The organism is Massilimicrobiota sp. mt181 (assembly GCF_055420065.1).
Genome location: NZ_JBVAYN010000028.1, coordinates 1 through 26,883 on the forward strand (window position 1 = coordinate 1; position 26,883 = coordinate 26,883).

General features: G+C 30.8%; 29 protein-coding genes. 23 read left to right on the forward strand and 6 right to left on the reverse strand.

Features of this window, described 5'->3' with window-relative positions:
• Nucleotides 1-579: MurR/RpiR family transcriptional regulator (locus ACZYT4_RS12150; RefSeq protein WP_463786120.1), on the forward strand; the 579-nt coding region annotated here is incomplete at its 5' end.
• A gap of 89 nt (nucleotides 580-668) precedes the next feature.
• Here ACZYT4_RS12150 and ACZYT4_RS12155 read toward each other — a convergent pair.
• The 3 genes from ACZYT4_RS12155 to ACZYT4_RS12165 are packed head-to-tail and all read right to left on the reverse strand — an operon-like array spanning nucleotide 669 to nucleotide 1,891.
• Nucleotides 669-974 (reverse strand): PTS sugar transporter subunit IIB, encoded by a 306-nt coding sequence (locus tag ACZYT4_RS12155; protein ID WP_463786123.1) that lies wholly within the window; start codon nucleotides 972-974, stop codon nucleotides 669-671.
• Between the two features lie 15 nt (nucleotides 975-989).
• Complete coding sequence (locus tag ACZYT4_RS12160; protein WP_463786125.1) at nucleotides 990-1,289, reverse strand: PTS sugar transporter subunit IIB; 300 nt, start codon at nucleotides 1,287-1,289, stop codon at nucleotides 990-992.
• Entirely contained in the window at nucleotides 1,286-1,891 is a 606-nt protein-coding gene (locus ACZYT4_RS12165) for a PTS sugar transporter subunit IIB (RefSeq protein WP_463786127.1), read from the reverse strand. Before ACZYT4_RS12165 ends, ACZYT4_RS12160 begins: the two co-directional genes overlap by 4 nt.
• A gap of 278 nt (nucleotides 1,892-2,169) precedes the next feature.
• On the opposite strand from ACZYT4_RS12165, the gene ACZYT4_RS12170 reads away from it, so the two are divergent.
• From ACZYT4_RS12170 to ACZYT4_RS12180, 3 genes are all read left to right on the forward strand, one after another.
• Nucleotides 2,170-2,826, forward strand: a complete 657-nt coding sequence (locus tag ACZYT4_RS12170; protein ID WP_463786130.1) for a CatB-related O-acetyltransferase — start codon at nucleotides 2,170-2,172, stop codon at nucleotides 2,824-2,826.
• Nucleotides 2,827-2,895: 69 nt separating this feature from the next.
• Nucleotides 2,896-3,627, forward strand: coding sequence for a class I SAM-dependent methyltransferase (locus ACZYT4_RS12175; RefSeq protein ID WP_463786132.1), 732 nt, complete (start codon nucleotides 2,896-2,898; stop codon nucleotides 3,625-3,627).
• 10 nt (nucleotides 3,628-3,637) lie between these two features.
• A complete protein-coding gene (locus tag ACZYT4_RS12180; protein WP_463786133.1) occupies nucleotides 3,638-4,630 on the forward strand; it encodes a Gfo/Idh/MocA family protein in 993 nt (330 codons plus the stop codon).
• Here the strand turns inward: ACZYT4_RS12180 and ACZYT4_RS12185 are convergent.
• On the reverse strand, nucleotides 4,625-4,927 hold the full coding sequence (locus ACZYT4_RS12185) for a PTS sugar transporter subunit IIB (RefSeq protein ID WP_463786137.1): 303 nt from the start codon (nucleotides 4,925-4,927) through the stop codon (nucleotides 4,625-4,627). The genes ACZYT4_RS12180 and ACZYT4_RS12185 overlap by 6 nt on opposite strands.
• 145 nt (nucleotides 4,928-5,072) lie before the next feature.
• On the opposite strand from ACZYT4_RS12185, the gene ACZYT4_RS12190 reads away from it, so the two are divergent.
• The gene (locus ACZYT4_RS12190) at nucleotides 5,073-6,095 is read left to right on the forward strand and encodes a MerR family transcriptional regulator (RefSeq protein ID WP_463786141.1); all 1,023 of its coding nucleotides are present in this window, start codon (nucleotides 5,073-5,075) and stop codon (nucleotides 6,093-6,095) included.
• A 77-nt stretch (nucleotides 6,096-6,172) separates the two neighbouring features.
• Nucleotides 6,173-6,799 (forward strand): GTP pyrophosphokinase, encoded by a 627-nt coding sequence (locus tag ACZYT4_RS12195; RefSeq protein ID WP_463786144.1) that lies wholly within the window; start codon nucleotides 6,173-6,175, stop codon nucleotides 6,797-6,799.
• Nucleotides 6,800-6,806: 7 nt separating this feature from the next.
• Here ACZYT4_RS12195 and ACZYT4_RS12200 read toward each other — a convergent pair whose 3' ends face one another.
• Nucleotides 6,807-8,480 (reverse strand): glutamine--tRNA ligase/YqeY domain fusion protein, encoded by a 1,674-nt coding sequence (locus ACZYT4_RS12200; protein WP_463786146.1) that lies wholly within the window; start codon nucleotides 8,478-8,480, stop codon nucleotides 6,807-6,809.
• A 132-nt stretch (nucleotides 8,481-8,612) separates the two neighbouring features.
• Here ACZYT4_RS12200 and ispF point away from each other — a divergent pair, with 132 nt between their 5' ends.
• From ispF to ACZYT4_RS12225, 5 genes are all read left to right on the forward strand, one after another.
• Nucleotides 8,613-9,092: a 2-C-methyl-D-erythritol 2,4-cyclodiphosphate synthase gene (gene ispF, locus ACZYT4_RS12205; RefSeq protein WP_463786148.1), complete on the forward strand. Its 480-nt coding sequence runs from the start codon at nucleotides 8,613-8,615 to the stop codon at nucleotides 9,090-9,092.
• A gap of 4 nt (nucleotides 9,093-9,096) precedes the next feature.
• Nucleotides 9,097-10,527 (forward strand): glutamate--tRNA ligase, encoded by a 1,431-nt coding sequence (gltX, locus tag ACZYT4_RS12210; RefSeq protein ID WP_463786151.1) that lies wholly within the window; start codon nucleotides 9,097-9,099, stop codon nucleotides 10,525-10,527.
• An 89-nt stretch (nucleotides 10,528-10,616) separates the two neighbouring features.
• Nucleotides 10,617-11,414: a DUF5011 domain-containing protein gene (locus tag ACZYT4_RS12215; RefSeq protein ID WP_463786154.1), complete on the forward strand. Its 798-nt coding sequence runs from the start codon at nucleotides 10,617-10,619 to the stop codon at nucleotides 11,412-11,414.
• Nucleotides 11,404-11,973: a rhomboid family intramembrane serine protease gene (locus ACZYT4_RS12220; RefSeq protein WP_463786156.1), complete on the forward strand. Its 570-nt coding sequence runs from the start codon at nucleotides 11,404-11,406 to the stop codon at nucleotides 11,971-11,973. The genes ACZYT4_RS12215 and ACZYT4_RS12220 overlap by 11 nt, the downstream gene beginning before the upstream one ends.
• Entirely contained in the window at nucleotides 11,970-12,407 is a 438-nt protein-coding gene (locus tag ACZYT4_RS12225; protein ID WP_463786158.1) for a YaiI/YqxD family protein, read from the forward strand. The genes ACZYT4_RS12220 and ACZYT4_RS12225 overlap by 4 nt, the downstream gene beginning before the upstream one ends.
• 7 nt (nucleotides 12,408-12,414) lie before the next feature.
• Here the strand turns inward: ACZYT4_RS12225 and ACZYT4_RS12230 are convergent, their stop codons facing one another.
• Entirely contained in the window at nucleotides 12,415-13,374 is a 960-nt protein-coding gene (locus ACZYT4_RS12230; RefSeq protein ID WP_463786160.1) for a hypothetical protein, read from the reverse strand.
• Between the two features lie 124 nt (nucleotides 13,375-13,498).
• Here ACZYT4_RS12230 and ACZYT4_RS12235 point away from each other — a divergent pair, with 124 nt between their 5' ends.
• The 12 genes from ACZYT4_RS12235 to ACZYT4_RS12290 form a co-directional block, all read left to right on the forward strand.
• A complete protein-coding gene (locus ACZYT4_RS12235; protein WP_463786164.1) occupies nucleotides 13,499-14,317 on the forward strand; it encodes a Cof-type HAD-IIB family hydrolase in 819 nt (272 codons plus the stop codon).
• Nucleotides 14,317-14,490, forward strand: coding sequence for a DUF4250 domain-containing protein (locus tag ACZYT4_RS12240; RefSeq protein WP_463786166.1), 174 nt, complete (start codon nucleotides 14,317-14,319; stop codon nucleotides 14,488-14,490). The genes ACZYT4_RS12235 and ACZYT4_RS12240 overlap by 1 nt, the downstream gene beginning before the upstream one ends.
• Before the next feature lie 96 nt (nucleotides 14,491-14,586).
• A complete protein-coding gene (locus tag ACZYT4_RS12245) occupies nucleotides 14,587-15,099 on the forward strand; it encodes a metallophosphoesterase (protein ID WP_463786168.1) in 513 nt (170 codons plus the stop codon).
• Between the two features lie 119 nt (nucleotides 15,100-15,218).
• On the forward strand, nucleotides 15,219-16,421 hold the full coding sequence (ilvA, locus tag ACZYT4_RS12250; protein WP_463786170.1) for a threonine ammonia-lyase: 1,203 nt from the start codon (nucleotides 15,219-15,221) through the stop codon (nucleotides 16,419-16,421).
• 223 nt (nucleotides 16,422-16,644) lie between these two features.
• A complete protein-coding gene (gene carB, locus ACZYT4_RS12255) occupies nucleotides 16,645-19,863 on the forward strand; it encodes a carbamoyl-phosphate synthase large subunit (protein ID WP_463786173.1) in 3,219 nt (1,072 codons plus the stop codon).
• Nucleotides 19,864-19,993: 130 nt separating this feature from the next.
• A complete protein-coding gene (gene essC / locus ACZYT4_RS12260) occupies nucleotides 19,994-24,601 on the forward strand; it encodes a type VII secretion protein EssC (protein WP_463786177.1) in 4,608 nt (1,535 codons plus the stop codon).
• A 12-nt stretch (nucleotides 24,602-24,613) separates the two neighbouring features.
• A complete protein-coding gene (locus ACZYT4_RS12265; RefSeq protein ID WP_463786179.1) occupies nucleotides 24,614-24,826 on the forward strand; it encodes a hypothetical protein in 213 nt (70 codons plus the stop codon).
• A 34-nt stretch (nucleotides 24,827-24,860) separates the two neighbouring features.
• Nucleotides 24,861-25,181 (forward strand): hypothetical protein, encoded by a 321-nt coding sequence (locus ACZYT4_RS12270; protein ID WP_463786182.1) that lies wholly within the window; start codon nucleotides 24,861-24,863, stop codon nucleotides 25,179-25,181.
• A gap of 14 nt (nucleotides 25,182-25,195) precedes the next feature.
• Nucleotides 25,196-25,525, forward strand: a complete 330-nt coding sequence (locus ACZYT4_RS12275; protein WP_205090827.1) for a hypothetical protein — start codon at nucleotides 25,196-25,198, stop codon at nucleotides 25,523-25,525.
• Entirely contained in the window at nucleotides 25,525-25,836 is a 312-nt protein-coding gene (locus ACZYT4_RS12280) for a hypothetical protein (protein WP_463786185.1), read from the forward strand. The genes ACZYT4_RS12275 and ACZYT4_RS12280 overlap by 1 nt, the downstream gene beginning before the upstream one ends.
• Nucleotides 25,837-26,085: an EsaB/YukD family protein gene (locus tag ACZYT4_RS12285; protein ID WP_205090823.1), complete on the forward strand. Its 249-nt coding sequence runs from the start codon at nucleotides 25,837-25,839 to the stop codon at nucleotides 26,083-26,085.
• Between the two features lie 17 nt (nucleotides 26,086-26,102).
• A partial coding sequence (locus ACZYT4_RS12290; RefSeq protein WP_463786188.1) for a PP2C family protein-serine/threonine phosphatase occupies nucleotides 26,103-26,883 on the forward strand: 781 nt, incomplete at its 3' end.

Here is a 26,883-nt window from a genome sequence, read left to right on the forward strand (position 1 = left end):
TACCCGTTTGATCGATTTGATACACATCATCAAATTATGGATAAAATGCATTCTTTATATGATCAGACGATTCAATCAACAATGGAATTGGTAGATTTGGATGTTTTCTTAAAAGTTATCCAGGCATTATACAATGCACATCATATCATTGTCTTTCCTTCTATTGGTAATTATTTTATGGCTGAATGCTTCCAACAAAATATGTTGGAGTTAGGTGTACGCGTAGATGTTGCAACAGAAAGGTTTTATCAGCATTGGTATGCTCACTCTTGTCAAAAAGGTGATGTCGCAATGTTAATCAGTTATGCTGGTCGAACACCACAAATGGAAGACATTGTTAAACAACTTAAAGAAAAGGGAGTGACAATGATTTTAATTTCATCAACCATTAATATTCCTTTTGCTACAGAAGTAGATTATCATCTGTATTTTTCTCCGTATGAAGATTCTGAAGAGAAGATAGCATCCTTTTCATCACGTATCTCACTGCAATATTTACTTGATTGTATTTATGCCAGTTATTTCAATCGTGATTATGAGAAGAATCTTCAAAATCGTTTTGATCATTATATGGGTTAACACAAAAAGAAGCCACTTGGCACAATGTCGTTAAATTGACGACATTGAGCCGGGTGGCTTCTTTTACTTATGAAGAATATAATAACAAATTATTCAGATAACTCTTTTAAAGCAGCATTTAATACGTTTTTTCCATTCATTAATCCATAATCGCGCATATCGATTACAACAACAGGAATTTGACCTTGAACAATCTCTTTTAATTTCCCAATAACATGGCGAACTTGTGGACCTAAAAGGATAATGTCCCAATCTTTCCATGATTTTTCTGCCTGAGTAATAGGCATAGCTTCAATCATAACATCTTCACCAATTTCTTTGGCATATTTTTGCATATTAGACACAAGCAAACTGGTAGACATTCCTGCGTTGCAGGCTAAAAGTATTTTTTTCATAGCTGATTTTCTCCTTTATGATTTCGTAATTTTTAAGACATGTGTCAAAACTTTCTTTCCATCCATCATCCCATAATCACGCATATCAATAACCTCAACAGGTTTATTTGGAAAAAGCTTTTTGACATTTGAAAGTTGGAAACGCACTTGTGGTCCTAATAAAATAACATCAGCATCTTGCCCATAACTTTCTACTTCTCCTACAGGATGTGCTTCAATATTGACTTGTATATTTTTCTCTTTGGCATAATCTAGCATTCTTGTTACAAGCAAGCTTGTAGACATACCAGCTGAACAAACTAATAAAATATTCATAGTTCTACCTCCCTGGATAAATAAGAATCTATGATAGATATAATGTTGCCGTAATTATGACATGCAAAATCTGTTGTTGGTATTGTCACAATAGGTTTATGGATAAGTTGAAGTAATTGAGGTTTATAATAATGCACTTGTGGAGTTAATAAGATTAACTCATAATCTTGAGGTCTATTTTGTATAGTGTTAATATCACAGGCCTCAATCGAGGCATTGATATGTTGTTTTTGAAAGTTTTCCTGTAGATTTTCCGCAAATAAAGAAGATGTCAAACCACAACTACAGCAAATCATAATTTTGATTTGAGGGCTCATCAATGATTGAAGATAACCTAGAAAATCTTTGAGAATTTTGGTACTTTGGTAAAAATTTAAGAATAAGAAATGAATGTAATAAATAACATCGCCATTTGTTAAATCATTGATGGTTTCTTCAATGACCCCATTTTTATAAAATGATATATCAATATGATATTTTTCAAAAGAACCTGATAAAGAATGGGCCCATTTATTCTTTGATTCTTTTAAAGTAACTGGGATATGATTTTTAAACCAGTAATACAATATTTCATAATGACATTCTTTTAAAAAAACATCCATAAACTCTCACCTCACTATATCTATCATCAACTATGATTATAATGATTTTTTGGCAAATAAATATGGCAAGAAAAGGAATAGAAATTTTTTTATCACAAATATAATGAAAATCATGAGAAATGTGGGAAAAATTTTTCCATCCATGTAAAGATAATGATATGATATATAACATAAGGAGTGATTAGATGGAAACAATTCGCATGAAAAAAGCAATAGCAGTGGTAGAAAGAGATGGGAAGGATGTGATTGATAAGAATTGATTGAAAGGAGTTTAAGAAATGAAAATACCAGATCCTCATGCATTGTTTGCGAATGAATATTTAACATCTTGTTTTATTCAAAATGTTGTTCAAGCGAAGAATGTGCAGATTGGTGATTATACATATTATGATGATGAAGATGCTATACATTTTGAAAAAAATAATATTCTATTTAACTATCCAGAATTTGGAGATCGTTTGATTATTGGAAAGTTTTGTTCAATTGCTTCAGGAACACAATTTATAATGGGTTCTGCTAATCATCGTATAAATAGTGTCTCCACTTATCCTTTTGCGGTGATGGGTGGAGAATGGGCAAAAAGAGTTCCTGAACATTTATCTCAATTGCCATTTAAAGGAGACATAGTGATTGGAAATGATGTCTGGTTTGGTCGCCATTGTGTCATTATGCCAGGTGTTCATATTGGTGATGGTGCCATTATTGCAGCTGAAAGTGTTGTGACCAAGGATGTTGAGCCATATACTGTTGTGGGAGGTCATCCAGCCAGATTGATTAGAAAAAGATTTGATGATGAAATGATTGCATTGTTGTTGAAATGGGAGTGGTGGAATCTTCCACCAGAAGAATTGGTAGAAGCATTACCTATTTTATGTGATTTTGATTTAAAGAAAGTCAAATCATACATAAGAGCATCGTTATCAACAAAAGAATGATAGCATATGTGAAATGCATATGCTTTTTTATGAGGTGTGCTAAGATATAAATAGAAATGAGGTTTGTTCATGAAAGAGAATAGATATGATGATGAAAAGTTTTTTAAAAAATACGGCGAAATGAACCGTTCTATCTATGGGCTTCAAGGAGCAGGAGAATGGCATGACATGCAAAAGCTGTTACCAGATTTTTGTGATAAAAAAGTTTTGGATTTAGGCTGTGGATATGGTTGGTATTGTCAATATGCTATAGAACATCAGGCTCAATATGTCTTAGGAATAGATATTTCAAAACGTATGTTAGAAATAGCCAAACAAAAGCATTCCCATGAACGTATTGAATATCGACAAATGGCTATGGAAGATCTTAAGCTTGATAGTGAAAGTTTTGATGTTATATTGAGTTCATTGGCTTTTCATTATGTGAAAGATTATGAAGAATTGATATCACACATTTCAAAATGGCTGAAAAAGGGTGGAGATTTTGTCTTTTCTGTAGAACATCCCGTATTTACAGCTTATGGAACACAGGATTGGTATTATGATGAAAATGGAAACATCCTTCATTTCCCAGTAGACCATTATTATGAAGAAGGACAACGTGAAGCTCTTTTTCTAGGAGAAAAAGTAGTGAAATATCATCGTACCTTGACAACATATTTGGAAACACTTGTCAATAATGGCTTTTCTATAGAACATGTCATAGAAGCAAAACCACCTTTAGAGATGATGGATTTAGATGGAATGAAAGATGAAATGCGTAGACCTATGATGTTATTGGTTGCTGCTCAAAAGAAATAGGAGAATATTTATGAGACTAGGAATTGTTGGAAGTGGTAAGATTGTTGATGAATTGTTATCTTTTATTCATGAAATCAAAGCCATTCAATTGATCCATATATCAGGAACACTTCGTAGTGAAGAAAAACTCAAAACATTATGTACAAAACATTCATTTCAGCGTTATTCAACAAATTATCAGGATTTATTGGATGATCAGGAAGTCGATACAATTTATATTGCTGTTCCTAATCATTTGCATTTCGCATTTGCAAAACAAGCCATACAACATCATAAACATGTCATTGTTGAAAAGCCATTGACTTCAACATATGAAGAAGCTTTACAATTACAAGCGATAGCGTTGCAAAATCATGTTTTCATGTGGGAAGCTATTACAAATCAGTATTTACCTCATTATCAACACATAAAAGACTCTCTTTTAGAACTAGGAAATATCAAGATTATTCAATGCCATTTTTCTCAATATTCATCACGTTATGATGCTTTTCAAAAAGGACATATTTTACCTGTTTTTGACTATCAAAAATCCGGTGGAGCTTTGATGGACTTAAATGTTTATAATATTCATTTTGTAGTTGGCTTATTTGGTCAACCTCTTGATGTTCATTATTATCCGCATATCGAACATCATATTGATACTTCTGGTATTCTGATTTTAGAATATCCTGATTTTCAATGTGTATGCATTGGAGCCAAAGATTGTCAATCGCCATCTATCAGTACGATACAAGGTGATCAGGGATGTTTGTGTATAGATACACCTGTGAGTAGTCTCCGTTCTTTTCAGGTTATTAAAAATGATGGTCAAGTGCATAAAGTTCCAGATACTCAGCATCCTCATAACATGTATGATGAATTCATAGCTTTTGTAGAGATGTATCAAAAACGTGATTATCAGCGTTGTTATCAGATGTTAGAACATAGCTTAATAGTTTGTGAAATTCTGACAAAAGCCAGAAGAAAAGCTGGAATTATTTTTCCAGCTGATCATATATTATGATTGTAATTGAGCTATAGCTTCTTCTAAAACTTTTTTAGCATTGAATTGTACAAAGTCATCGTCACTAATTAAAATAACTGGCGTTCCTGCTTTGGCAAGATCTTCAAATTTTGATACAGAGCTTTTCAGCTGAGGTGTCACTAAAATCAAATCAGCCTGTTCGATAGAATATTCAATCATTGTTTCAGCAGTAGCCCAAATGACAACTTCCATATCTTTTTTTGAAGCTTCATCTTTTAATGCTGAGGCAAACATATTAGAAGTCACGCCAGCTTTACAACATAATAAAATTTTCATAAGTTTTTTCTCCTTTCTATGTTTTCTATAATATTATTTTATCACATTGTCATAGAAAGTGAAAAAACTTCAATCAAATCAAAAAAACTCTTGACTGTAAAGTGACTCTATAGTGTTCAATGATAGTAGAAGGAAGGGAAAATATATGAAAACAAGCGATTTAGAAAGAGAATTGGGATTAACAAAGCATACGATTCGTTATTATGAAAAAGAAGGTTTGATTACACCACAAAGAGATGATAATGGCTATCGTAATTATAGCGAAGAAGATCTGCAAACATTAAGACTTGTCAAGTTTTTAAGAGGGTTGAATATTTCAATTGATGATGTCAAAGGTATATTAAGTGGTGAAGTTGATTTTCATGAATGTTTAAGAATTAATCAGATTCATCTCGATAATCAAATTGAAAGTATGAAAGAAGTGAAAAAAGCGGTAGATAACTATCACGATAAAGATTTACCACTCATTCCAGCATTACAGGATATTGAGGAAGAAACACATCACTGGAAATTAGGAATGCAAAAAACAACAAATACTGTATCATTAGGAAGAAAGTTAACCAAATCATGGGCAAAAAGACAAATGATTTATGCATCAGGTAGTTCTGCTTTTTTAGCAGGAGCAATGACCTATTGGACAGTTCGTGAAATTGGAGAAATATGGGTAATAATCATTTCATTTTTGATTTGGTTCATCTTTTTGATGATAACATCTATTGGATTGGCTTATCGTCAAACATCTTCATCTATGTTAGATAACTCTTTAGATCAATCTGTTGAGTTTTTAAGAGATGGTATTCGTTATTATCAATTTAAGGGATGGTATAGTAATCTTAAATATTTTATTGCAGTTTTACTTGGGAAAGATGAAAAGTTAATGTATTATTATCGTTATGAAGACATTGAAAAAGTCAATATTTATACAAATCGTAAGTATATGAATATGGGAAGTCCTATTGCTTATGAAGTCTATATTGCAGATTTTGAATTTTATTTCAAAGATGGGAAAAAGTTTTACTTCTTTTGGCCATTAACCTTAGATGACGATGCGAAATATATTGCTATTATATTAGAAGACAAAGTCAAAAATATCAATGATAAAGATCATGCTTTATATGCTATGAAAAATGGTTTGAATTTAACTGATTATATGATGAAACAGAGTTAGTCTCTGTTTCATTTTTTTCACATAATGATAAGATAATTTTTTTATGAATGTTAGCTATAATCATGATTGGTGATATGATGAATTTAAAAGAAGAATTAGAAGATTATAAGATGTTTAGAAAAATGATGCAGCCTTATCGACAGGCTATTGAAGTGATGAAAATGAAGCTGGCAGGTATTGATGATGAATTGAGATGCGAAAATGGATATAGTCCTATTCATAATATTCAATCACGTATTAAATCTCCAGAAAGTATTTTAGAAAAACTTGAACGTAAACATTATTTATGTCAAAAAGATTCTTTAAAGAAACTTCATGATATAGCGGGTCTTAGAGTTGTCTGTCATTACATCAATGATATTCAATATATTTCACAATTATTAGTCATGCATGATGATATCCGTTTAATAAAGAAAATGAATTATATTGATTATCCTAAAGAGACAGGATATCGTTCTTTACATTTGGTTGTGGAAGTACCTATTTATTTGAAGACAGGAAAAATGAAACTTCCTGTAGAAATTCAAATGCGAACAATTGCAATGGATTTTTGGGCCAGTTTAGAACATGAAATCTTATATAAAAATCAAGATGATGTCCCTCAGGAAATCTGTGAAGAACTTAGAGAATGTGCTGATCGTATGGCTTTGACGGATTTACAGATGCAAAGAATATATCAGAAAGTATATAAAAAAGATGGGTAACCCCATCTTACTTCTTTGGTAATTTAAATGAACTTTTCAGTGAAACAATTCTATTGAAAACAAGATGATCTTCTGTTGAATCCTTTGTATCCACACAGAAATATCCGTTTCTGACAAACTGGAATGAATCTCCAGGTTTAGCTTCTTCAATAGAAGGTTCAATATAACAGTTATCAATAACAGTTAAAGAATTTGGATTTAAATTGACTGATCCATCTTCGTTATAAACACCTTTTTCTTCATCAACAAGATTTTCATAAAGTCTTGCAGTGACCTTTTTAGCAAATGGAATAGGAACCCAATGAATTGTTCCTTTAACTTTTCTACCAGTAAATCCAGTTCCGTTTTTTGTGATTGGATCATAAGTACAATGGACAACTGTGATTTTTCCATCTTCATCTTTTTCAAATCCAACACATTTTACAAAGTAAGCATTCATTAAACGCACTTCGTTTCCTGGAAACAAGCGGAAATACTTTTTAGGTGGTTCTTCCATGAAATCATCACGATCAATCCATAATTCTTTGCAGAAAGGAATTTGTTTAACACCTAATTCAGGATTTTCCATGTTCACTTGTGCTTCTAAATATTCAACCTGATCTTCAGGATAATTGTCAATGACAAGTTTGATTGGATCAAGAACAGCCATAACACGTGGTGCTTTTGGCTTTAAATCATCACGAATACAATATTCAAGCATTGCATAATCTACAGATGAATTACTTTTCGCAACACCTACTAATTCCATAAAGTTCTTTAAAGATTCAGGAGTAAATCCTCTTCTTCTTAAAGCGGCAATTGTGACTAAACGAGGATCATCCCATCCATCAACGATTCCCTGATCAACTAAACGTTTGATATAGCGTTTACCTGTAATAACATTTGTCAAATAAAGTTTGGCGAATTCAATCTGTTTTGGTGGTTCAGGATATTCTAGTTCACGAACAACCCAGTCATATAAAGGACGATGATCTTCAAATTCTAACGTACAGATAGAATGTGTAATATGTTCAATGGCATCTTCAATTGGGTGTGCAAAGTCATACATTGGATAAATGCACCATTGATCACCTGTATTATGATGTGTCATTCTAGCAATACGATAGATGATAGGATCACGCATATTAATATTAGGAGAAGCCATATCAATTTTAGCACGAAGCACTTTGCTTCCATCTTCAAATTCGCCATTTTTCATTCTTTCAAATAAATCAAGATTTTCTTCAATGCTACGATCACGATAAGGAGAGTTTTGACCAGGTTCAGTTAAAGTTCCACGATATTCTTTAATTTGTTCTGGTGTTAAATCACAAACATAGGCTTTTCCTTTTTTAATCAGTTTTACAGCTGCTTCATACATATCTTGGAAGTAATCAGAAGCAAATTTGACATCTCCGTCATAATGGGCACCTAACCATTCAACATCTTTAATAATAGAATCAACAAATTCTGTTTTTTCTTTTGTTGGATTGGTATCATCAAAACGTAAGTTAAAAGTTCCATTATATTTCTTTGCCAGACCATAATTTAATAAGATGGATTTCGCATGACCAATATGTAAATAACCATTTGGTTCTGGAGGGAATCTTGTTGCAACTTTTGTATATGTTCCTTCCTCTAAATCCTTATCTATAATTCTTTCAATAAAATTTTTACTCACTACTTCTTTATTGTTATCCATATGTCGAACCTCTCTTGCTTTAATATATGCTTTAGTTTACCATATTTTTGAAAAATATAAAACAGTTTCCATAGATATAGTTTTGTATATTGGGCTTATTTGTGCTAGAATATGGCAGAAAGGGTGATGAAAATGATGAGAATAGGGCAATCTATTGATATTCATCAGTTAGTTGAAGACAGACCACTTATTTTAGGTGGAGTCCATATTCCTTATGAAAAAGGTTTAAAAGGTCATAGTGATGCTGATGTCTTATTGCATGCGATTATTGAAAGTATTATTGGAGCTATGGGATTAGGAGATATTGGTAAACATTTCCCGGATACAGATGCAAAGTATAAGGGAATATCATCAATGGTCTTATTGGAGTATACATATCAGATGATGGTCGAAGAAGGCTATGAAATTGGAAATATTGATAGCTTGATTTTATGCGAGGAGCCTAAAATGGCACCACATATCAATAGTATGCGTGAAAATGTTGCACGTGTTCTTCATTGTGACATCACACAGGTGAATATTAAGGCAACAAGAGGAGAAAAAATGGGATTTGTAGGTAGAAAAGAAGGTATTGTTGCTCAAAGCGTTGTATTATTAAATAAGAAAGGATAGACATATGAGTAAAGTAAGAACAAGATTTGCCCCAAGTCCAACAGGGTATATGCACATTGGAAATTTAAGAACGGCATTGTATGAATATTTAATTGCAAAACATGATGGTGGGGATTTTATTTTAAGAATTGAAGATACAGACCAGCAAAGAGAAGTGGCTGGAGCTGTCGATATGATTTATGATGTACTGGATAAAACAGGTTTGCATTATGATGAAGGACCTGATAAACCAGGAGATGTTGGGCCATATATTCAATCACAGAGATTACCTATTTATAAGGAATATGCTGATAAATTAGTTGAATTGGGTGGTGCACATTATTGTTTCTGTGACGAAGAAACAATTGAAGAAGCGAAAAAAGAAAATGCGGATCATGAAGAATTAGGATATATTGATCCTTGTAAATCTCTTTCATTAGAAGAAGCCAGACAAAGAATTGCGAATGGTGAAAAATATGTTGTAAGACAAACAATTCCTAGTAGTGGAATCACTTCTTTTGAAGATGAAGTTTATGGACATATTGAAGTTGAAAATGCCGGATTATCAGAAGGTGTATTATTAAAAAGTGATGGTTATCCAACATATAACTTTGCGAATATTGTTGATGATCATTTGATGAATATTACACATGTTGTTAGAGGAAATGAGTATTTATCTTCTACACCTAAATATAATTTAATTTATCAGGCTTTTGGATGGGAACCACCAGTTTATATTCACTGTCCACCAGTTATGAAAGATGAAACACATAAATTAAGTAAACGTAATGGAGATGCATCTTATCAGGATTTGATTTCAAAGGGATTTTTAAGTGAAGCTATTTTAAATTATATTGCTTTATTAGGATGGTCTCCAAAAGGAGATAAAGAATTATTTACATTGGACGAACTAATTCAGGAATTTAGTGTAGATCGTATTTCTAAATCTGGTGCTATTTTTGATATGGATAAATTAAAATGGATGAATAGCCAGTATCTAAAAGAAAAATCTTTAGATGAACTTGTTGAGTTATGTTTACCATTCTTACAGAAAGCTTATGATTTATCAGATAAGAGTGATGAATGGGTTAGAAAACTGATTGATGTTCATAAAGATCATATAACTTATGGAGAAGAAATTGTAGAACAGGTGGCTTTATTTTTTGAAGATGAAATGCATATGAGTGATGAAGCCAAAGAATTTATGAAAGATGAAGCGATTCCTCATACTTTAGCTGTTTTCAAATCTCATTTGGCACAATTATCAGCTGAAGAATTTGATGAAGATCATGTCTTTGCATGTATCAAAGCAACACAAAAAGAAGCCAAAGCAAGAGGAAAAATGTTATATATGCCTATTCGTATTGCGACAACGGGTATTATGCATGGACCTGATCTTGCGAAGTCTATTGTTTTATTAGGAAAAGAAAAGGTTTTATCAAGATTAGAAGGATAGTATTCCTTCTTTTTGAGTAAAAAAATAAGTGTTTAGACACAAAAATTTCATATAGAAATGGTATAATAATATCTAGGGAGGTGTATATCATGCAAAATAAGATCATTGTTTCAGTTTTAAGTTTTTTTATACTTATTGATGCAATCCTTATTTATCTTGCTTTAACGATATCACCTATCAAATTAAAAAGAAATGTCTTTACATTCCAATATGGTCAAGATATTCCTACCGATGTGAGTGAATATGTGAATGCAAATCATTCAGTCCTAGAAAATGTCAAGTTAGATTTATCTCATGTTTCTAAAGAAGTTGGATCTTATCAGGCATCTATTACATATTTTGATGAAACACAATATTTTCAAATTGTGGTAGAAGACACGATTAAACCTAGGTTTCAACTGAAAAAAGTTGAATGGCATGTTCAATTAGGTGAAACACTTTATGCAAAAGACTTGATTCAAAATGTTGAAGATCACTCTGAAACAAAAGTTTATTTCTATGATGAAAAAACACACGAAAAAAGTGAATCAAAATCATTTGAAATAGAAGGAACGCAGATTGAAAGAATTATTGTTGAAGATCAGCATGGAAATCAATCTAGTTCTTTAAGAGTAAAAATTGTAATTGAAAAGAATCAGGTTCCACCAGAAATTAAAGGTGTCGATAATATGGAAATTCAGGTCGGTCAAAATATTGATTTAAAAGAAGGTGTGACTGCAACCGATGATATTGAAGGAGATATCACTTCACGTATCATTATCACTGGACAAGTTGATAACCAGATACCAGGAACTTATGATATTACGTATACTGTTACTGATAAAGATGGAAATACAACAAAAGTGATTCGAACAATCACAGTTATAGAGGTAGAAGATGATAACTAATATTTATGTTTTGATTTGTGCAATTGTTTATATTTATATTCAGTTTATACAACATGATGATAGATGGAGCTGTGCGTTAAGATTAGGAGGATTTTATCCTCCTTATATTCAGGAACGTCATCAATACTGGCGTTTTATAACATGTCATTTCATCCATGCAGAATTTCTTCATTTTCTTATGAATGCATATGCGCTTTATCAGATTGGACATGTTTTAGAAGCTTGGTTAGGAACAATTCCTTATTTATATTTGATTATTATATCTATGTTATTGAGTTCATTATTAAGTTATAGTGCATCACAAGTTTCATCACGTTATTATCAGACGTTGACAATTGGTGCCAGTGGTGTTGTCTATGGATTCTTTGGTGCTATTATTGCATTAGGATTAATCCTAGGTGGACCATTTATGTCTCTGTTAGAAAGTTCTATTTATATTATTGTCATCAATCTGATTTATACATTTGTTGATCGCAATATTTCTAAGACAGGACATATTGGTGGTTTGATTGGTGGTATCTTAGCAATTGTGATGATTTTAGCATTGCATATAGCATGAGATTATTTGTAGATGGGGATGCCACTCCTTATAAAGATGATATCTATAGACTTGCAAAAAAGTATCAGATAGAGATGTATGTCTATATTGATTATGCCCATCTTCTTAAAGATGTTCCTTATCATGTGGTTGAATGTGAAATAGGAAGAGATAGCGTTGATATGTGCATATTATCTGATTTAAGACAAGGAGATCTTCTGATTACGCAGGATTATGGATTAGCGGCTTTGGCATTAGGCAAAAAAGCTTATGTCTTACATGTATCAGGATTAGAAATCACATCACAAAATATTGATGAACTTCTATTGAGGCGCTATATTGGAGCCCATCAAAGAAGAAGTGGGAAACATATTAAAGGTCCATCTAAACAAACAAAAGAAGATAAGGATTATTTTTTAAAACAATTAGAGAATCTATTGAAAAAGCTTAACTGATGATCAGTTAAGCTTTTTCATGTGCCCAATTTAAAATGATATCAACTTGAGGTGTATGACAAGAGGAAGGAAGCTGTTTTTCAAGTTGAAGAATATCTTCGTATTGTTGATGAATATAGGCGTTATAAAGAGAAACAATCAAGATTAAATTTTTGACATTTTCTCTTTGATGTAAACGTGGATAACTTTGGTAAAGATTTTGAAACTTTTCATAGGCATCTTCAAATTTTTCAAGATCCTGCATCATGGATAAATGAGCAATACAATGTTCATAATAATAGAGTTTTGTAAGAACTGGAAGTCTTTTGACTTTTTGTTTCCATAAAAGTAAGAAATTATAAGCATCTTGTGGATAACCTAATCTTCCTAAAGCAGATGAAACATTCATGAGAGTGTTATAATTTAAAATGGCTTTTTGAAAGATAGGAATTTGACAAAGATGATAAGTCATTTGAATATAAAGTTTGCAATCCTGATATAAATACGTCTGATAATATGTTTTTTCAATACGTACATAGATGTATGCATATAATAAGACGATAATTAACACACAAACTACAAATAGCAAGAAAATCATACTTAAAGAGAAATCAAAAATAATACGCATACAGATACAATAGGTAAAAATAATAGTTATGATATTTAAACAGAAATAATAGACCACTAAAGCAAAAATACGTTTTTGAGCATATGTTGTGGCATAAGATAAAGATTGAAGATGTTGGATATCTGGATGCTCTGCCAAGAATTTTTCTAGCCAAGCCTGAATAGCAGGTATTTTTTTGTTTTTAGAAAAATAAAAAAACCATTGTATCAACATAACCCCTATCGCAACAATTGTATAGATTATACGAAAGATATATGTATAAATATAAACATTGATACGAAAGAAGAAAAAGAGAAATATACAAAATGATAGTATTGTTAAAACAATCATCTGATTCCTTAATTGATTTTTAAGATTCATTTTCATCCCTCCAGTTACTTTATTATACAACATATATAATGAGAAAATATGTGAATATGATAGAAAATAGTATATAGACAAAATAAATAAAATTATATAAGATAGTAAAAAACAGGAGGTTATGATGAAATATAAATTAATTGCATTAGATTTAGATGGAACATTAAAGAATTCTAATAATCAGATAACTAAGAAAACAAAAGAAGCTTTAATTCAAGTACAAAAGCAAGGTGTAAAACTTGTGTTAGCTTCAGGAAGACCAACTGCAGGGCTGAGACATGAAGCTAAAGAGCTTCTATTAGATCAATATGAGGGCTATTTATTATCGTTTAATGGAGCAAGAGTCACTGATGCTAAAACTGGTCAAGTGATTTATGAACAGACATTAAGTGTAGAAGAGGCAAAAGATATTTATTTACGCGCTAATCAATTTCATCTTGTTTCCATGACATATAAAAATGATATGATTTATACAGAAAATATTGATGATCAGTATGTATGTGAAGAAGCAAGAATTAATGACATCAAAAAGAAAAAAGTAGATTTTTTTCTTGATATCTTAGAAGATCCAATCTATAAAGTTCTGATGACTGGAGAACCAGATTATGTTGCCAGCATTGAAGAAGAGTTTAAACAACCTTATGGAAATCAATTAAGTATTTATCGTAGTGCTCCATTCTTTTTAGAAGCTATGGCACAAAATATAGATAAAGCAGCATCATTAGATCGTCTAGCTAAAAGTTTAGGTATTCAACAAGAAGAAGTGATGGCTTTTGGTGATGGTTATAATGATTTAAGTATGATTTCTTATGCAGGGCTTGGTGTTGCAATGGGGAATGCAGTGAAAGAAGTTCAAGATCGTGCAAAAGTTGTGACAAAATCAAACAATGAAGATGGTATTGCATATATATTATCTCAAATCTATGAAGGAGTTGAATACTAATGTTACCAAAAGATCCAGCTATGTTATTAAGTTTTATTAATATGAAACTTAGAGACCAGTATGATTCACTAGCATCTTTATGTGATGATTTAGATATTTCACAGGATGAGATTATCCAAACTTTACAAAAGATTGATTATATCTATGATGAACAACTGAATCAGTTTAAATAAGCAACCACAGGGTTGCTTGTTCATTATCTTCAAATATCTTCAGGATTTAAATGACTTATTCTTATAATAATCAAAAGAGATTTGGGAGGTGATTAAATGATTTATTTTACAAGTGATTTACATTTAGGACATCAAAATGCTTTACGTTTATGTCATAGACCATTTCAAAATGTTGATGATATGAATAGAGCATTGATTCAAAACTGGAACCAGTTTGTAAAAAAGAATGATTTTATTTATATCTTAGGAGATTTAACAATGAAATTGTCTCTAGATGAAGCCAATCAAATGATTTCAAAGTTAAATGGAAGAAAAATATTGGTGAGGGGAAATCATGATAAAAAATATGATGAATGTTTATTTGAAGAAATCTGTGACTATAAGGAATTAAAGTATCAGAAGAAGTTTTTTGTTTTATCGCATTATCCTTTTTTAGAGTGGAATCATTCTTTTAGAGGTTCTATTCATTTACATGGACATCAACATAATGATAGTAGCTATAATTTAAAAATGCGAGAAGAAGGTGTCTATAGATATGATGTAGGGGTAGATGCTCATGAATATAGACCTGTAAGTATTGATGAAATCATTGATTTTTTTGGTTTATAAATTTGCATTTAACTAAATCATCTGCATAGTATTTATGAATATGAAAAAAATAAGTTCAAATCTATCATGAGTTGTGCTATAATGGTTGAAAAATACACGAAAAAGAAGGGAGATTCAATATGTTAGATTTAAAGCATTTTCAAGAAGCAAAAAAGAGAGTTGATGAAGTCATTATTCCTACTCCCTTAATATATAGTGAAGCTTTTTCAAAGGAATGTAAAAATCAGGTTTATATCAAACCAGAAAATTTACAGAGAACAGGTGCTTTTAAAATTAGAGGGGCTTACAATAAGATTATTAAAATGGATGATGAAGCGAAAGCTAAAGGTTTAATTGCCTCTTCGGCTGGAAACCATGCTCAAGGGGTGGCATATGCTGCTTCTAAATTAGGTGTAAAGGCCACAATTGTGATGCCTAAACATACACCTCTTATTAAAGTAGAAGCAACAGAAGCTCATGGAGCTGAGGTTGTGTTAGCTGGTGAGGTGTATGATGAAGCTTATCAGAAAGCTTGTGATTTACAAAAGGAACATGGATATACTTTTGTTCATCCATTTAATGATGAGGATGTTATTGAAGGACAAGGAACAATCGCATTAGAAATTCTTGATGAATTACCTGAGGCAGATATTATCTTGGTACCAATTGGTGGTGGCGGATTGATTTCAGGTATTGCCTGTGCCGCTAAACAAATCAAGCCAACAATTAAGATTATAGGGGTAGAACCAGAAGGAGCAGCCAGTGCTTTGGCAGCTATTAATGAAGATCAGGTTGTGGCTTTAAAAGAAGCAAATACAATTGCGGATGGAACTGCAGTGAAAGAAATTGGAGATTTAACTTTTGATTATATTAAAGAATATGTTGATGGTATTATTACAGTTTCTGATTATGAATTGATGGATGCGTTCTTATTGCTTGTTGAAAAGCATAAGCTGGTTGCTGAAAATTCAGGGATCTTATCTTTGGCAGCATTGAAGAAATTAAATGAAAAGAATAAGAAAGTTGTATCTTTGATTAGTGGTGGAAATATTGATGTTTTGACAATTTCTTCAATGATTAATAAAGGATTGATTGCTAGAGGGCGTGTCTTTACGTTTACTGTGCAGTTATTAGATAAACCTGGTGAATTGGAATATGTTTCTCATGTTTTGGCACAATGCAATGCAAATGTCATTGGTGTAGAACATAATCAGTTTAAGAATTTTGCACGTTTCTCTGAAGTGGAATTACGTGTAACTTGTGAAACAAATGGAGAAAAGCATATTCAAAAAATTATCGATACTTTTGCAAAACAGGGGTATGATATTAAGAGAATTAATTAATAATATATTATTTCATTGAGTATTATTTATCATTTTCTTGAATGTATAAGTATAAAAATATATACTTTAAAGATGAGGAAAGGAATGAGAAAAATGATGGATTTTGGTTTCAAAACAACTGATCAGATAGCTGTTTCACCAAAGTCTTCTTTTTCTCATTTTTTATATTTGTAATAAGACATATCATTGGATATGTCTTTTTTGTGAGTAAGGAGGAAAAGATATGCCAAAAAGAGATGATGTAAACACTGTATTAGTTATTGGTTCAGGACCTATTATTATTGGTCAGGCTTGTGAATTTGATTATTCTGGAACACAGGCATGTAAAGCATTGAGAAGTTTAGGATACAAGATTGTTTTAGTTAATTCCAATCCAGCAACAATCATGACAGATCCAGAAACTGCTGATGTGACTTATATTGAACCATTGAATTTAAAAAGATTAACACAAATTATTGAAAAAGAAAGACCAGATGCCTTATTGCCTAACTTAGGTGGACAATCAGCATTAAACCTATGTGCTGAATTACACAATGCTGGTGTCTTAGATAAGTATAATGTCAAAGTTCTAGGTGTTCAGGTTGATGCAATTGAACGTGGAGAAGACCGTTTAGAATTTAAAAAAGCAATGAATGAACTTGGTATTGATATGGCAAGAAGTGAAATTGCCAACACAGTTGAGGAAGCTTTAGCGATTGCTGATAAATTAGGATATCCTGTTGTTGTCAGACCTGCTTATACAATGGGTGGTGCCGGAGGAGGACTTGTTTATAATGTTGAAGAATTAAAAACAGTTGTTTCTCGTGGTTTACAGGCAAGTCTTGTTCATGAATGTTTGATTGAAGAATCTATTCTTGGATGGGAAGAATTGGAAGTAGAAGTTGTCAGAGATGCTAAAAATAATATGATTACTGTATGTTTTATTGAAAACATTGATCCATTAGGTGTGCATACTGGAGATTCTTTCTGTAGTGCGCCAATGTTGACAATTTCTCAAGAGGTACAAGATCGTTTAAAAGATCAGGCTTTTAGAATTGTTGAATCTATTGGTGTTATTGGGGGAACAAATGTGCAGTTTGCACATGACCCTCAAACTGATAGAATTGTTGTTATTGAAATCAATCCAAGAACTTCACGTTCTAGTGCTTTGGCTTCAAAAGCAACAGGTTTCCCTATTGCCCTTGTTTCGGCTATGCTAGCTGCTGGTTTAACTTTAGATGAAATTCCATGTGGAAAATATGGAACTTTAGATAAATATGTACCAGATGGTGACTATGTTGTTATTAAATTTGCAAGATGGGCTTTTGAAAAATTCAAGGGTGCACAGGATAAATTAGGAACACAGATGAAAGCTGTTGGGGAAGTCATGAGTATTGGTAAAACTTATAAAGAAGCTTTCCAAAAAGCAATTCGTTCTCTTGAAATTGGGCAATATGGTTTAGGATATGCGAAAAACTTCAATGAATTAACAAAAGAACAATTATTAGAAAAATTAACCATTCCTACAAGTCAAAGACAATTCATCATGTATGAAGCATTACGTAAAGGAGCTACTGTTGAAGAATTATATGAATTAACAAGTATTAAACATTATTTCATTGAACAAATGAAAGAATTAGTTGATGAAGAAGAAATGTTAAAATCATATGCTGGAAAAGAACTGCCAGTAGATGTTTTAAGACAAGCTAAACAAGATGGTTTCTCTGATAAATATTTAAGTCAGATTTTAAATGTTTCTGAAGATAGTATCAGAAATGAAAGAATTGCTAATGGTATTACTCAAGCTTGGGAACCAGTTCATGTCAGTGGAACAAAAGATAGTGCATATTACTATTCTACATATAATGCGAAAGATCATAGTGATATTCATCATGATAAGAAAAAAATTATGATTTTAGGTGGAGGACCAAACAGAATTGGTCAAGGTATTGAATTTGACTATTGCTGTGTTCATGCTTCATTGGCTTTAAAGAAATTGGGATTTGAAACAATTATTGTCAACTGTAATCCAGAAACAGTTTCTACGGATTATGATACTTCTGATAAATTATATTTTGAACCATTAACATTAGAAGATGTATTAAGTATTCATGATAAAGAAAAACCAGTTGGTGTGATTGCTCAATTTGGTGGACAGACACCACTAAACTTAGCTTCTCAATTAAAAGCAAATGGTGTGCACATTTTAGGAACAACACCGGAAACAATTGATATGGCAGAAGATAGAGATTTATTCAATGAAATGATGGAAAAATTAGGAATTCCTATGCCAGAATCAGGAATGGCTGTCAATGTTGAAGAAGCTTTAGACATTGCTAAAAGAATTGGTTATCCATTAATGGTAAGACCTTCTTATGTCTTAGGTGGACGTGGAATGGAAGTTGTCTATGATGATGACAGCTTAAAAGAATATATGGCTGCGGCTGTTGGTGTCACACCAGATCGTCCAATCTTAATTGACAGATTCTTAAATAATGCAATGGAATGTGAAGCAGATGCAATCAGTGATGGAACAAATGTTTTCGTTCCAGCTGTTATGGAACATATCGAATTAGCTGGTATTCACTCTGGAGATTCAGCATGTATCTTACCTTCTAAACATATTCCAATGAGACATTTGGAAACAATTAAAGAATACACAAAGAAAATTGCGAAAGAAATGAATGTTCGTGGACTTATGAACATGCAATATGCGATTGCTGATGATAAAGTTTATGTTCTTGAAGCCAATCCAAGAGCTTCACGTACAGTTCCTTTAGTATCAAAAGTATGTAATATTAACATGGTCAAAATTGCAACTGATATTGTGACAATGGAATTAACGGGTAGAGAATCACCAGTACCAAAATTAACGGAAAAGAAAATTCCACATGTTGGTGTTAAACAAGCTGTATTCCCATTCAATATGTTCCCAGAAGTTGACCCAATCTTAGGACCAGAAATGAGATCAACAGGTGAAGTATTAGGATTAGGAAGTTCATTTGGAGCAGCTATCTATAAAGCTGAAGAAGCGACACAAACAATCTTACCAACTGAAGGAAAAGTTTTAATCAGTGTCAATGATATGGATAAACCACAAGTTGTTGAACTTGCTAAAGGATACTATGATGCTGGATTTACAATTGTAGCAACTGGAAATACATATGCTTTAATCCATGAAGCAGGAGTGCCTGTTGAAAAGATTAAAAAATTAAATGAAGGTCGTCCAAATATCACAGATGCTCTGACAAATGGTGAACTTGCTATGGTCATCAATACACCTCATGGTAAGCAAAGTGCTCATGATGATAGTTATATCAGAAAAACAGCAATTAAGATGAGAATTCCATATATGACAAACATTGCTGCAGCGAAAGCTGCACTAGAAGGAATTATGGAAATGAAGATTCATGGTAGTCATGCAGTGAAATCCTTACAAGAATATCATAGTGAAATTCAATAAAATCAATAAGAGAATGGAGTCAATCTATTCTCTTTTTTGATTTCTAAGAAATTTTAAAACAACTTGACAAAATGTACTGAAAGAGTTTACATATAAATATATAGCATTTAATGAGGGAGGGATAGATGGGATGATTGTACTTTTGTTAAGAAATAATTATCTTTCCTCTATGGTTTTACCGAGTAAAATTCAAGGACAATTTTGGTTGAAAGATGAAGGAAATATATCAAAAGAAGAAATAGTTGCTATAGAGGGATGTAATGAACAATGGGTTTTGAAAGGTAATAATAATTTTAAATTATGTGATGGACAAGAACGTGTTGTTCTTCAAGAAAATATTATCTATAAATTAGAGGATTATCATCAAGAAAAAATATATATATTTGTAGAAGGAGAAGAGTTTCATACATACTTAAAAAAATATAAAGTAGCTTCTCAGGAATGTGTTTTTTCCTTAGGAAGAAAAGCAGATAATTCGATTGTGGTTGCACATCCTTCGGTTTCAAGATATCATTTGAATTTATCTTATTCTCATGGTCATTGGGAAGTTACAGATCTTCAAAGTATGAATGGAACGTTTGTAAATCAAAAGAGGATTCAACAAGCAAAATTGAAAATAGGCGATATCATTTATGTGATGGGTGTAAAAATCGTTATTGGAATAGATTTTCTTGCTATAAATATGAATTCAAATATTATGATGACTTCAAATGATTTAATACCTGTTGATGCTTTTCATTGGGCAGGGACTTCTTTAAAGAATAAACCTATTTCTTTTGAATTATTTAATAGATTACCTAGAAGACGATTAGCTATTAAGGAAAATGAAATATGTATTGAATCACCACCTATGTCATTAAATAATAATCAAATTCCATTAATGCTGAGAATGGGTGGTTCAATGGCTATGGGTGGTCAAAGTTTATTGACAGGAAATATTTTATCTGTCTTAAGTTCGCTTATTTTTCCAATGCTTAATTCTAAATATTCTGAAAATCAAAAAAAGGAGTATGAAGAAAAACGTGTCAAAAAATATTCATCATATTTAAGAAAAAAGGAACAGGAAATTCTAGAGGAAAAAAGAAAAGAAGAACAAGTTATGAAATACAACTATCCTTCAATAAATGAAGTCTTAGAATATATCAATAATAAAAAACGTTTATGGGAACGAAGAAATATTGATGATGATTTTTTAAATATTAGAGTTGGTACAGGTAATATTCCTTTATTAGCAAAATACCGTTATCAAGAAGAAAGGTTTGATTTAGAAGAAGACGAATTAGAGAATGAAATGTATAATCTTATTTTTAAAAAAATTTTGTTGGAAAATGTACCAATTATGAATTCTTTTAAAGATGATTATGTGAGTGGTATTTCAGGAAATCAATTATGTTCTATAATGTTTGTTGAAAGATTAATAGCACAGATTGTCATGACACATAGTTATGATGAAGTTAAAATTATGATTCTGGCAGATGAAAATGATTTGAATAAAGATATTATGAAAAAATTTTATTTACCTTATCTACCACATTTATGGAATAATCAAAAAACAATACGTTTTATTGCAACAAATGCTTCAGAAGCTTTTCAACTTGGTGAATTTTTAAAAAGTGAAATTGAAGAAGATTTAAAAGGAAATAGAAAATTAGATCAGATTTTAAAAGAAAGATCTTATTATATGATATTTGCTCTCAATAAGAAAATTTTTGATAGTATGGGTATACTGAAAGATATTATGCAAAAAGAATCGAATATAGGTGTTTCTATCATAACTGCTTTTAATGATTTACCAAAAGAATGCAGTAAAATATTCCAAATTCATTCACAAGATAATAATCAAATTGTACATATTAAAGAACTAGATAAAAATGATATATCATTCCATCTTGATAATATCGATATTCATCAATTAGAAGATTCAATGAAAAAAATTTCTAATACATATCTTAAAATAGTTAATGAAGTTTATACATTACCAAAGATGTTTACTTTTTTAGAAATGTTTGGTGTGGGTAGAATAGAACATTTGAATTCTAGTCAAAGATGGAAAGAAAATAATCCTGTAAATACATTAACAACACCCATAGGAATTGGAACAGATGGATCATTGTTTGAATTAGATTTACATCAAAAATATCAAGGTCCTCATGGCTTGATTGCTGGAATGACAGGGTCTGGGAAAAGTGAATTTATTATTACTTATATTCTTTCATTAGCAATTAATTATCATCCAGATGAAGTGGCTTTCTTTCTCATAGATTATAAAGGAGGAGGATTGGCAGGAGCATTTGAAGATGAGATAAGAGGTATTCGTTTGCCTCACCTGGTTGGAACAATGACTAATTTGGATGGTAGTATGATTCAAAGATCATTGATGTCTATTCAAAGTGAGCTTGTTAGAAGGCAAAAAGTTTTCAATGATGTAAAGAAAATAACAGGAGAAGCTTCTATTGATATCTATAGTTATCAAAGTCTATATAGAAGAAAAATTGTCAATGAACCTCTACCACATCTGTTTATTATTGCAGATGAGTTTGCTGAGTTAAAGCAACAACAACCAGAATTCATGGATCAACTAATAAGTGCTGCAAGAATTGGGCGTAGTTTAGGAATTCATTTGATTCTTGCAACACAAAAACCATCAGGAGTTGTTAATGATCAAATAAGAAGTAATACAAAATTTAGAGTTTGCTTAAAAGTTCAAGATAAATCTGATAGTATGGATATGTTAAAACGAGGAGAAGCGGCAGAACTAAAAGAAACAGGACGATTTTATTTGCAGGTTGGATATAATGAATATTTTGCATTAGGTCAATCAGCGTGGTGTGGAGCTATGTATGAACCACAGGAAGAAGTTATTCATGAAAAGGATAATCGTATCCAATTTATTGATCATCTTGGACAGACAGTTATAGAAGCAAAAGAAAAAATAAAGCGTATCAATAGTGGGAAGAGTCAATTATCGGCTATTGTTTCTTATTTATCTGATATTGCAAAGAAAGAAAATATTATACCAAAAAAATTATGTTTGGATCCTTTGGTAAATAAAATTGATATTAATGATTTTTCGTTAAATAAAAAAGAAAATGAAATAGTTGTTCCTTTGGGAATGATGGATAATCCTGGAAAACAATTTCAACTTCCCTATAATTATGATTTCCAAAATGGGCATCATTTAATGATAGTAGGAGATGCAAGAAGTGGAAAAACAACATTAATTCAGTCAATGTTATATATTTTATCAAAATATTATACATCTCAAGAAGTTAATTATTATGCATTGGATTATTCAAGTCGTTTGCTTTCTATTTTTAAAGGCTTGCCACACTGTGGTGAAATTTTAACTGAAGATGATGAACAACAAATACCATCATTTTTTAAACTGATTCAAGAAATAATAGAGGACAGAAAGAAATTATTTAAAAAATTAAGTGTAGATTCATATGAAACAGCAAATAAACGAAAAAAGATACCACTTATTATTGTTATTATAGATAATCTATCTGGCTTAAGTTCAAGTAAAGTAGGAGAAAATTATGTCTACCATTTATCAGATATGCTTAAAACAAGTATAAATTATGGGATTAAGTTTATTATTTCAATTAATCATTTAAATGAAGCACCATTGCGTGTTAGACAAGAAATGACTGATTGTATAACTTTTCATATGAAAGATAGATATGATTATAGTGAAGCACTTGGAATAAGGTGTCAATATGAACCACCAGTTATTCCAGGAAGAGGTCTGATTGTTTATAAAGATGAGGCTTTAGAATGGCAAGCAGGAATGTATAAACCATATACTGATGAAGAAAAAAGGCTAAACTGTTTAAAGAAAGAAATTCAAGATATGAGTTTGCAATATCAAAATACAAGAAAAGCCAAGTCGTTTATCAAAATACCAGAAGATGAAAGATATGAAACTTTTGCTGAATCATTTGATAAAGGAAGAATACCATTAGGTTACTCATTGCTAGATGCTAAAGCAGTTGCACTACCATTGAGGCAATTTTCTAAATTAGCTATTTACATTGGAAATTTAAAAGGAAAAGAAAAAATAATAGAAAATTTCTTGTATACAGTACAAAAAGAAGCTATGGATGTGAGAATTGTAAAAAAGAAAAAAGACAGTATATTTAAGAATTCTGAAATTCCTTTAGTACTATATCAAAATGCTAAAATGTATAGCTGTGAAGATCAAGATTTATTAGACTTATTTAAGCAATTAGCTCCTGAACTAGTAAAACGTAAAGAAATGTTAGAGAAATATTGTCAAGAGAATGATTTGAATTTTAATAATCCTTCTACCACAAGAAAGACGTTTGATTTTATGTATGAACATACACAACCAATATTTGTAATGTTTGAAAGTTTTCTAGATATATGTTTACATACGAATGAACAGATTTTAAAAGGGCTAAAGGGATATCTTCAGATTGCTAGAAAATATAATATATATTTTCTTGGGTATTTTTATCCAAATGATGCAAGACAATTAAAAATGGATTCATTTTTTAATGAATTTATGAATGAAAAATTAATAATGTTATTTGGTGGAAATTATGATAAGCAAGATTTAATTCAAGAATTACCTGTTGAATTTTATAAAGTGAATAAAGATATTCAATTTAATAAGTGTATTATGCAATATCGTGGTAAAATATATTCATTACAGATGCCATGTGGATCTTTAAAAGAAGAGATATATCATGAAGATGAGTTATCTATTTTTTAGGAGGTGGTGAAGATGGATGATAATGAATATGAATTAGTGAGAGCAATTCAAGAAATTCAAAACATCATAAATATAATGAACGTGGATAAAGACGATATTTCAAAATGTTTAGGAGGACCATTATGTAGGGAATATCAGGAAACAGTTGAATTAGAAATATCGGCTTTGAGTGAGATTAAAAAAAATCTTGAAAATTTTCATGATCAATATTATTTTGAATATTGATAATCATAGAAACATGTAAAAGGAGGAAATAAAAATGGCAAGTGGATATGATAGAGATTTTAATGCAGAAAAGGCAAAAATATGGAAGGCAGAAGTAGAAAATGAATTAATTCAAGTTTCATCGATTTTGAAAAAAGTTAATGACTTATGTGCTTCTGATCCTGTGGATGGAGATCCTATTTTAGAAAAGTTTCTTGAAGTGAATGATGTTCTTCAAAAAGGATGGACTGAACTTGAAAAAGGATTTAAAGCAGTTATAAAAGGTTTGGATGACATTATCCAAGATGTATTAAAGACAATTCAAGAAAATATAGAAAAAATTGACGTATTTAAAGAAAAGGCTAAGAAGTTATAAGGAGGTATACAATTATGATGGGTTTAAAATATTCAGCACAACATTATGAAACAAAAATCAATCAATTAGATATATATGCTAGTCAGATTCAAAGACATTTAACTATATTGGAAGGATATGAACAAGAAATTTCAAGTTTTTGGAATGATGCACAAGGTATTGAATATGCGAAAAGAATTTCAGAAGCTATAAAAGGATGTAGAAATGCATTAGATAGAGTAGATAGTATAAAGGCTATTTATACTGAAGCATTTGGCTCATTGAAAAAAACAGATTCAGGAATCGAAGAAGCTCTTGGAGATATTCAGTCAATTATGGGTTCGTTAGGTATAGGTGAAGAATAATGTCACATTTACAAATTAATCTAGATGGCTTAAAAAGTCATCTAGATTATTTACAAGAAGAAAAGCGTAGAATTCAATTATTACAAAATCACTTAGAAACTTATATGTATTATATACAAGGATTAAATTATAATTTTTGGTATTTTATTGGAAATCAATTACATGCTTTAAAAGATATTGAAAAGAATATTGATGGTAGAATTTCTTTTTTAGAAGAATTGATTTATGCACATTATACATTGACTGACCATATATCGCAAAGATTAGAGGATATGGATATAGTTTTAGAAGTTATTGAAGGGGAAAACTAAATGGATAAAATATTAATTAGTTTATATGTGCCAAGTATTCGTCAATCATATGATGTTTTTATTCCAAATCATATAAAAATTCAATCTTTAGTTGAGTTACTTGCAAGTACAGTTGAAAATATTTCAATGAATGAATATATAACATCACATGAAGAAGTTCTTTGTAATGAAGATGGCACTGTTATGGATGAAAAGAAATTTTTGGCAGATTATCAAGTTCAAAATGGTGATAAATTAATGCTTATATAAGGAAAGAGAGAATGGCTATGGATAATCGATATTTTATAGATTGTTATGTTGTAACAAATGTAGGTAAAATAAGAGAAAAAAATGAAGATAATTTTTATTTTTTTCAAAATGTTTTAAAAAATCAAAATATGAGTTTAGAAAAACAATCTGTTTCTACTCAAAAACCATTGTTATTTGGTGTTTTTGATGGAATGGGTGGTTTATCTTACGGAGAAGAAGCTTCTTTTATATGTGCTGATATTTGTTGCCATTATGAACTGCATGAACAATTTTTAAAAGATGATATGATTACTATTTGTCATATTGCTAATGCTCAAGTAAATATGAAAAAAAGAGAAGTAAAAGCAGATATGGGAAGTACTGCGAGTATGCTTACTTTTTTCAAAGATGAGGTTTTTTTATGTAATATTGGAGATAGTCCAATCTTTTGTATGAAAGACCATCATTTATTACAAATATTTCAAGAGCATACTGAAAAAGAACTCTATGAAAAACTATATGGACCTAATTTTCAAAAGAAAAAATATCGATTGACTCAAAATATTGGAATTTCAGATGAAGAAGTGTTAATTCAGCCATATACAAATCATATGAAATTACATGATGGAGATATTTATTTGATTTGTAGTGATGGTTTAACAGATATGGTTAATGAAAATGATATAAAAAAAGAATTAGATCGTTTTGATAATCAAACGATTTGTCGATTACTTCAACTTGCATTAGATAATGGTGGTAAAGACAATATTACTATTATTTTAATCAAGGTAAATAGGGAGGATTATGATGGAAGATATT